Raw genomic sequence first — 7,244 nt, forward strand, 5'->3', positions numbered from 1 at the left:
AGCGGCTGGAGTGTGGGCCGATGGCTTGGATGTCCACTGCCGCAACGCCATTCCCCATTCTCGGGGGCTCGGCTCGTCGGCGTCTGCTGTGGTCGGAGGCTTGGCAGCCGCCAACGCGCTGGCCGCGAAGGTCGATCCGTCGTTGTCTCTGTCGGAAGGTCAGCTGGTTCAACTCTCGTCCGAATTCGAGGGCCATCCCGACAATGCGTCGGCAAGTTGCCTCGGTGGTGCCGTCGTGTCGTGGAGCGAACCGCCCAATGCCAGTGTGACGGCGCGAAAGTACGCGGCCGTGCGACTCGAGGTGCACCCGAGCATCAAGGTCGTGGTGCTCGTGCCGTCCGAGCGCTCGTCCACCTCGCACACGCGGGGACTGTTGCCGGAGTTGGTGCCCCACCGCGACGCGGCCTTCAATGTCAGCCGAAGTGCTCTCGCGGTGGTAGCCCTCACCGAACGGCCGGACCTGCTGATGTCCGCGACGGAGGATCTACTGCATCAAGGGCAACGGGCACAGGCGCTGCCCGAGACCACACGTTGGATCGCGGCACTTCGAGCCCGGTCGATCGCGGCCGTGGTGTCCGGAGCCGGACCGACTGTGATGGCGCTGTGTACGGAGCAGTTTCCATCGGATCTTCGCGAGGCCGCTGCGGCCGAGGGGTGGCGGGTACTCGAACTCGACGTCGCCGAAGGAGTCACCATCGCGTGACAAACGCGTGGGGTTCTTGCCGACTGGGGACAACGGCGCTATGGTGAACCCTGTCCGTACATCGTGCGCTTCAGACGCCGGTTTCGTCAGGGCAGTCAGGTCGCTGTATTCGGGGGATTCAAACGTCCGAGTGATGTGATGCTCTCGACTCGATCCTCCCCGTGGCTATCTGCGGTCTCGGATCGACGGTGTCTTCGACGGAGTGCGTCGAACATGAACGGCAATATCCGAGTTCGGCAGAACGTCGAACTGCGGAACGAACCCTCTGCTGCGCATCGAGCGAGCGAGGGAAGGAAAGGACCTCCGTGACCGATACGGAACTCATCTCTGCGCCCGAGACGTCATCGCGACGTGCAGGCCTGTCCGGAATGGTTCTCACCGAGCTGCGCAGCCTCGCTGGTGAACTCGGCATCAAGAGCATCTCCGGCATGCGCAAGGGCGACCTGATCGCAGCGATCTCCGAGCGTCAAGCAGGCGCTGCGCCGGCCAAGTCGAGCGCGCCGAAGTCCGATGCACCCAAGTCGCGTCGTGCCGCCGCTTCGACGCCCCCCGTCGAAGATCGGCCTGCACCCGCGGCAGCACCGGAATCTGCGGCACCCGAGACGCCGACCTCCGAAGCCCCCTCGACGCAATCGGTCGATTCTGCCGACGCAGCTCCCGAGACGGGTCGGCGCACACGTGGTCGTCGAGCCGCAGGTCGACGCGCCGGTGCAGCCGATCAGCTTCCACTCGACGGCAGCGCCGACTCCGCTGGATCCGAGACCGCTGCCAGCGAAACCCCTGCGCCGGATACCGCGTCACCCGACAGCTCGTCGGCGACCACTCCGTCCGACAAGCAGGACGAGGCCGGCGACGATGCGCCCACCGAACGTCCGCGACGCAGCCGTGGCGAGCGCAACCGGCAGGACGGAACGGAACGCGAACAGCGTGACGCCGACGGCAACCGAGACAATGCGAACCGCGACAACTCCAATCGCGACAACTCGAACCGCGACAACTCGAACCGCGACAACTCGAACCGCGACAACTCGAACCGCGACAACTCGAACCGCGACAACTCCAATCGCGACAACTCGAACCGGGAGAACGGCGGTCGCAATCAGGGCGACCGTAACGGCCGCAACCGCAACCAGGGTGACGGGCGCAACGACAACCGCAACGAGGATCGCAACAACGGTCCGCGCGACAACCGCGACAACAACCAGGACGACGAGGGCGAAGGCCGCGGTCGTCGGGGTCGTCGGTTCCGTGAGCGTCGTCGTGGCCGCGACCGTGGCGAAGGCAACGAAGGCGGCGGTGGCCGTGAGCGCGACACCGAGATCCGTGAGGACGACGTTCTCCAGCCCGTAGCGGGCATCTTGGACGTTCTCGACAATTACGCGTTCGTCCGCACCTCGGGCTACCTGGCGGGCCCCAACGACGTCTACGTGTCGATGAACCTGGTTCGCAAGAACGGTCTTCGTCGCGGAGATGCCGTCACCGGCGCAGTGCGAGTGGCCCGTGAAGGTGAGCAGTCCGGCCAGCGGCAGAAGTTCAACCCGCTGGTGCGACTGGACACGGTCAACGGGGGAGAGGTCGAGGCCGCCCGCAAGCGTCCGGAATTCGGCAAGCTGACCCCGCTGTACCCCAACCAGCGACTGCGACTCGAGACTCAGCAGAACATCCTCACCACGCGCATCATCGACTTGGTGATGCCTATCGGTAAGGGACAGCGTGCGCTGATCGTCAGTCCGCCCAAGGCCGGTAAGACCAGTGTTCTGCAGGCCATCGCCAACGCGATCGCCATCAACAATCCCGAGTGCTACCTCATGGTCATTCTCGTGGACGAGCGTCCCGAAGAAGTGACGGACATGCAGCGCAGCGTCAAGGGCGAGGTCATCGCATCTACGTTCGACCGGCCACCGGGCGATCACACCGCAGTTGCAGAACTCGCGATCGAGCGCGCCAAGCGACTGGTCGAAGCCGGTCAGGACGTGGTGGTGCTGCTCGACTCGATCACCCGTCTGGGACGTGCGTACAACAACAGCTCGCCCGCATCCGGCCGAATCCTCTCCGGTGGTGTCGACTCGACGGCGCTGTACCCGCCCAAGCGTTTCCTCGGCGCGGCTCGAAACATCGAGCACGGTGGATCGCTGACGATCATCGCCACGGCCATGGTCGAAACCGGATCCACCGGTGACACGGTGATCTTCGAGGAGTTCAAGGGCACCGGCAACGCCGAGCTCAAGCTCGATCGCAAGATTGCCGAGCGGCGCGTGTTCCCGGCAGTCGACATCAACCCGTCCAGCACCCGACACGACGAGTTGCTTCTTGCTCCCGACGAGGCGGCAGTGGTGCACAAGTTGCGGCGCGTGTTGTCCGGACTCGACTCCCATCAAGCGATCGACCTGCTGGTCGATCGCCTCAAGAAGAGCAAGAACAACCTCGAGTTCCTGATGGAAGTCTCGAAAACAGCCCCAGGCGGCATGAACGATTGATGTTGTCGTTCTCCGGATCTTGCGTCCGGGAACAAGCCGGCAAGTGCGCGCGTTGTAAGCATCTGTCGGCACAGATGTACCGGCGATTAGCAGGTCAGATGCACGCTCTGGCATAATCAACGGCCGAGTCCGGTTCCGGTTCACGTCTTCGACAAGCGAAGGCGACCCGGCGACCACTACGAAAGAACGGTAAGGACACCATGAAGGCAGGAATTCACCCCGACTACACACTGACGACAGTCGTCTGTGGTTGCGGAAATACTTTCGAGACCCGAAGCACCACCGACAAAGAGCGCATCAGCGTCGAGGTCTGCTCGCAGTGCCATCCCTTCTACACCGGCAAGCAGAAGATTCTCGACACCGGCGGTCGCGTCGCACGTTTCGAGGCTCGCTACGGCAAGCGCGCCGGCAAGAAGGCCGACGCAGACAGCTAGCTGTTTCGCCGACGCCCGTCCTGTGAATCACAGGGCGGGCGTCGGCTTTTTTGTGTCCACACCCAGATGTATCGGCGTTCGAGAGTGAGTCATCAACATGGCGAGAACAGTCAAGCCTTCGGCCATCGACGACATTCTCGCCGAACACTCCGGCCTCGAACAGCAGCTCGCCGACCCCGCTCTGCACAACGATCCCTCCGCGGCGCGCAGAGCAGGCAAGAGGTTTGCCGAACTGGCCCCGATCATGTCCGCGCACACCAAATTGACGTCAGCCCAGGACGACCTCGAAGCCGCGCGTGAGTTGGCCGCCGACGACTCGTCGTTCGCGGCGGAGATCCCGGACCTCGAGGCGACGGTAGTGCAGCTCGAGCAGACCCTGACCGACCTGCTCGCTCCGCGCGATCCGCACGACGGCGACGACATCGTGATGGAGGTCAAGTCGGGCGAGGGCGGTGAGGAGTCGGCCCTTTTCGCAGCCGATCTCGCGCGGATGTACGTGCGCTACGCAGAACGCCGTGGGTGGCGCGTCGAAGTTCTCGATGCGAATGTCTCGGACCTGGGTGGGTACAAGGACGCGACCCTGTCGATCAAGACCAAGGACCCGCTCGACGGCGTGTGGGCACGTCTGAAGTTCGAGGGCGGCGTCCACCGCGTGCAGCGCGTACCGGTCACCGAATCGCAGGGGCGGGTGCACACGTCCGCGGCCGGAATCCTCGTGTATCCCGAACCCGACGAGGTGGAAGAAGTCCAGATCGACGAAACCGATCTGCGCATCGACGTCTATCGCTCGTCCGGTAAGGGCGGTCAGGGCGTCAACACCACCGACTCCGCCGTCCGGCTCACGCACCTGCCCACCGGAATCGTGGTGACCTGTCAGAACGAGCGCTCTCAGCTGCAGAACAAGGCGCGGGCGATGCAGGTGCTCGCGGCACGCCTGCAGGCAGCGGCAGAAGAAGCGGCGGACGAAGAGGCCGCAGCGGGCCGAGCCAGCCAGGTCCGCACCGTGGACCGCTCGGAGCGGATCAGGACCTACAACTACCCCGAGAACCGCATCACCGACCACCGGATCGGCTTCAAGGCGCACAATCTCGATGCCGTTCTGGACGGCGAGATGGATGCACTGCTGGACGCGCTCGCCAAGGCGGATCGCGACGCTCGCATGCAAGCAGAGTGATTGCGACACAAAGCTTTACAGATTTCGTCGGGCCGGTCCACCGATCGGTGCGATACCCTGGCGGCCAGGTTCGATCCCAGTACGAGAGCCCGAGAGGCACACCGAAATGAACCAGGCCCTGACCCCCGCAGGCGAGAATGCCGTATCCGAGCTGTCGTCGCGCTACGGCGTCTCGACCGATGCGGTCCGCACCATGCTCGACGCCGTCAACAACGGGCGCGGCAGCATGGCGCAGTTCAACATCCCCGAGCTCGGCGGCAGCGGCCAGTGGATGCGCGGCGGGATGACCATGGTCGGCAACATGTTCGACCACGGGCTCAAGAGTCGGGTCGACGGTCTGTGCCGTGATCTGTCCGCGGTGCTGTCGCAGCATCAGGTGTACCCACCGAGAGAGACCGGCAACGGTTCCTTCGGCGGCAACTCGTTCGGCTCCGGTTCGTGGTGGCCGTCGGAACTCGGTTCGCCGAGCTCGAGCGGTGGTCAGAACGGCTCGCAGTACGCGGTGTTCCCCGGTTCCCGACGCCTCGCCGTGCTCTCGGGCGGCGAGCTGGCGGTGTACGACACGCGCGATCATTCCATCGGGGGAGTGCAGCAACAACAGGGCGGTGGGCCGGGGTCACTGGAGTTCACCAGCCAGTACGGCACGTTCAGCGCGTCGAGCCTGTCTCGCGTCGACCAGCAGGGCGGCGGAACGGGATCTCAGAATCAGCCTGCACCGCAGAACCAGTCCGGTCCCCAGCAGACCTCGCCGTCGTACCCCTCGCAGTCTCAGTCGCCGCAGCAGCAGCCTTCGCCTCCACAGTTCCCGAATCAGTCGGGATCCGGTGGCAACCATGCCGGAGTGGACGTCTCCGACATCACTGCGGCGATCGAGGCTCTCGCCGGTTTGCACGCGAAGGGCTTTCTGACCGACGACGAGTTCTTCTCGAAGAAGTCGGAGTTGCTCGAGCGGCTGTGAGTGGGTCGTCGGTATCTCGTGGCAGTCTGTAGCGGTGAGCCGCCAGCCGTTACGCCTAGCCATCCTCGAAGCTACGTCCGTGCTCGAGGCGGCCGGTGTGCCGAGTCCTCGGGTCGATGCGGAGCTGCTTGCCGCACATCTCGTCGGCGTGGAGCGCGGCCGTCTCGGTCTGGTTCCCCTCGTAGAACCCGAGCTCATCGAAGCGTACTTCCGCACCATCGAGCAGCGCGCGAAACGTATTCCGCTGCAATACATCACCGGTAAGACTTCGCTGGGCAACATAGACGTGGAAGTAGGCCCGGGAGTCTTCGTGCCGCGTCCTGAAACCGAGCTCTTGCTGGCGTGGGCTCTCGCGTTCCTCGAAAATATCGACCACCACCCGCCGGTGATTCTCGACCTGTGCACCGGCTCGGGCGCATTGGCCCTCGCAATCGCCAACGCCCGGCCGGACGCGGTCGTCCATGCCGTCGAACTCGATCCGTCGGCGTTGGCGTGGGCCCGACGCAATGCCGATCTGCGTAGCGGCCATGGCGACACCCCGATCACACTGCACCACGGAGACGTCACAGCTCGCGACGTGCTGACCGAACTGGACGGCACGGTCGACATGATCGTCGCCAACCCGCCCTACGTTCCTGAGGGGGCAGACCTCGATCCGGAGGTGATCGATCACGATCCGCACCTGGCGCTGTTCGGCGGTGTGGACGGACTGTCCGTCATCGAGCCGATGATCGGCAACATCGCCCGATGGCTCCGAATCGGCGGCTCGGTCGCGATCGAACACGATGACACCAACGGCGACGAGGTGGTAGCTCTGCTGTCCACCCGGCGAGTGTTCACCGAGGTCACCGCACATCCGGATCTGGCGGGCAGGCCCAGGTTCGTCGTCGCCGCACGGGCGCATCCGGTCACAACCTGACGGCGGGAGCGGCAGGCGGACGGCACCTGACATCACTTCGTTACCGGAAGTGGAAGGATAGGTGCCGTGAGTACCGTTTACGACTGCCGTGAAGCCGATGCGCGCGCTGCCGGATTGACCGCGGATCGCGGTGCCCTCAAGTCCGGCCGACTCGTCGTGATGCCCACCGACACCCTGTACGGAATCGCGGCCGATGCCTTCGACGGCAGTGCCGTCACCGATCTGCTGCGCGCCAAGGGTAGAGGCCGCGACATGCCGGTGCCCGTGCTCGTCGGCTCCTGGAACACCATCGACGGTCTGGTCAACAGCGTCCGGCCACGAACCCGAGATCTGATTCGCGCCTTCTGGCCCGGCGCGTTGAGCATCGTCGTGCAGCAGGCTCCGTCCTTGGCCTGGGACCTGGGGGACGCTCAGGGCACCGTGATGCTGCGTATGCCGCTGCATCCGGTCGCTCTCGAGCTGTTGCGTGAGGTGGGCCCGCTCGCGGTCTCCAGTGCCAACATCTCGGGCAGCCCGCCCGCCACCACCGTGACAGAGGCCCGAGAACAACTCGGTGGCTCTGCCGCGGTGTACCTGGAC

At 64.9% G+C, this 7,244-nt stretch carries 7 protein-coding genes; all 7 read left to right on the forward strand.

Going from position 1 to position 7,244, the window contains the following annotated elements; all coding sequences use genetic code 11:
• The coding region (locus RHODMAR_RS12580; protein ID WP_008715079.1) for a homoserine kinase at positions 1-703 on the forward strand (703 nt) is incomplete at its 5' end.
• A gap of 305 nt (positions 704-1,008) precedes the next feature.
• Positions 1,009-3,180, forward strand: a complete 2,172-nt coding sequence (gene rho, locus RHODMAR_RS12585) for a transcription termination factor Rho (protein WP_008715080.1) — start codon at positions 1,009-1,011, stop codon at positions 3,178-3,180.
• Between the two features lie 200 nt (positions 3,181-3,380).
• Positions 3,381-3,614, forward strand: coding sequence for a 50S ribosomal protein L31 (gene rpmE, locus RHODMAR_RS12590; protein ID WP_008715081.1), 234 nt, complete (start codon positions 3,381-3,383; stop codon positions 3,612-3,614).
• A 97-nt stretch (positions 3,615-3,711) separates the two neighbouring features.
• The gene (gene prfA / locus RHODMAR_RS12595) at positions 3,712-4,788 is read left to right on the forward strand and encodes a peptide chain release factor 1 (protein WP_008715082.1); all 1,077 of its coding nucleotides are present in this window, start codon (positions 3,712-3,714) and stop codon (positions 4,786-4,788) included.
• Between the two features lie 106 nt (positions 4,789-4,894).
• The gene (locus RHODMAR_RS12600; RefSeq protein WP_008715083.1) at positions 4,895-5,746 is read left to right on the forward strand and encodes an SHOCT domain-containing protein; all 852 of its coding nucleotides are present in this window, start codon (positions 4,895-4,897) and stop codon (positions 5,744-5,746) included.
• A gap of 34 nt (positions 5,747-5,780) precedes the next feature.
• Positions 5,781-6,665 (forward strand): peptide chain release factor N(5)-glutamine methyltransferase, encoded by an 885-nt coding sequence (prmC, locus tag RHODMAR_RS12605; RefSeq protein ID WP_042939004.1) that lies wholly within the window; start codon positions 5,781-5,783, stop codon positions 6,663-6,665.
• Positions 6,666-6,731: 66 nt separating this feature from the next.
• A partial coding sequence (locus tag RHODMAR_RS12610) for an L-threonylcarbamoyladenylate synthase (protein WP_008715085.1) occupies positions 6,732-7,244 on the forward strand: 513 nt, incomplete at its 3' end.

The sequence above is a fragment of the Rhodococcus sp. AW25M09 genome, assembly GCF_000333955.1.
Taxonomy (GTDB): Bacteria; Actinomycetota; Actinomycetes; order Mycobacteriales; family Mycobacteriaceae; genus Rhodococcoides.